Source organism: Staphylococcus sp. AC872, assembly GCF_979255425.1.
On sequence record NZ_CEEDKW010000099.1, the window covers coordinates 1 to 232 of the forward strand.

Annotated in this window: 1 pseudogene; it reads right to left on the reverse strand. The window is 32.8% G+C overall.

Going from position 1 to position 232, the window contains the following annotated elements:
* Positions 1 to 232 (reverse strand): annotated as a pseudogene (locus ACZ267_RS13075) (ABC transporter ATP-binding protein); the annotation flags it as partial.

A 232-nucleotide genomic window follows, 5' to 3' on the forward strand; every position in this document is an offset into this window, starting at 1 on the left:
TATTGGTAGTCACCAAGATACATTTTGCCACCATCATGATCTAAGTCAAATACTTTAGTGGCTAATTGATTGATGAAATATCTATCATGGGATACAAATATTATAGTACCTGCAAATTGCTCTAAAGCTTGTTCTAACATTTCTTTTGAATCTATGTCGAGGTGATTGGTAGGCTCATCTAAAATAAGTAAATTATCACGTTGTAACATTAACAAGGCTAGTTGTAGTCTTG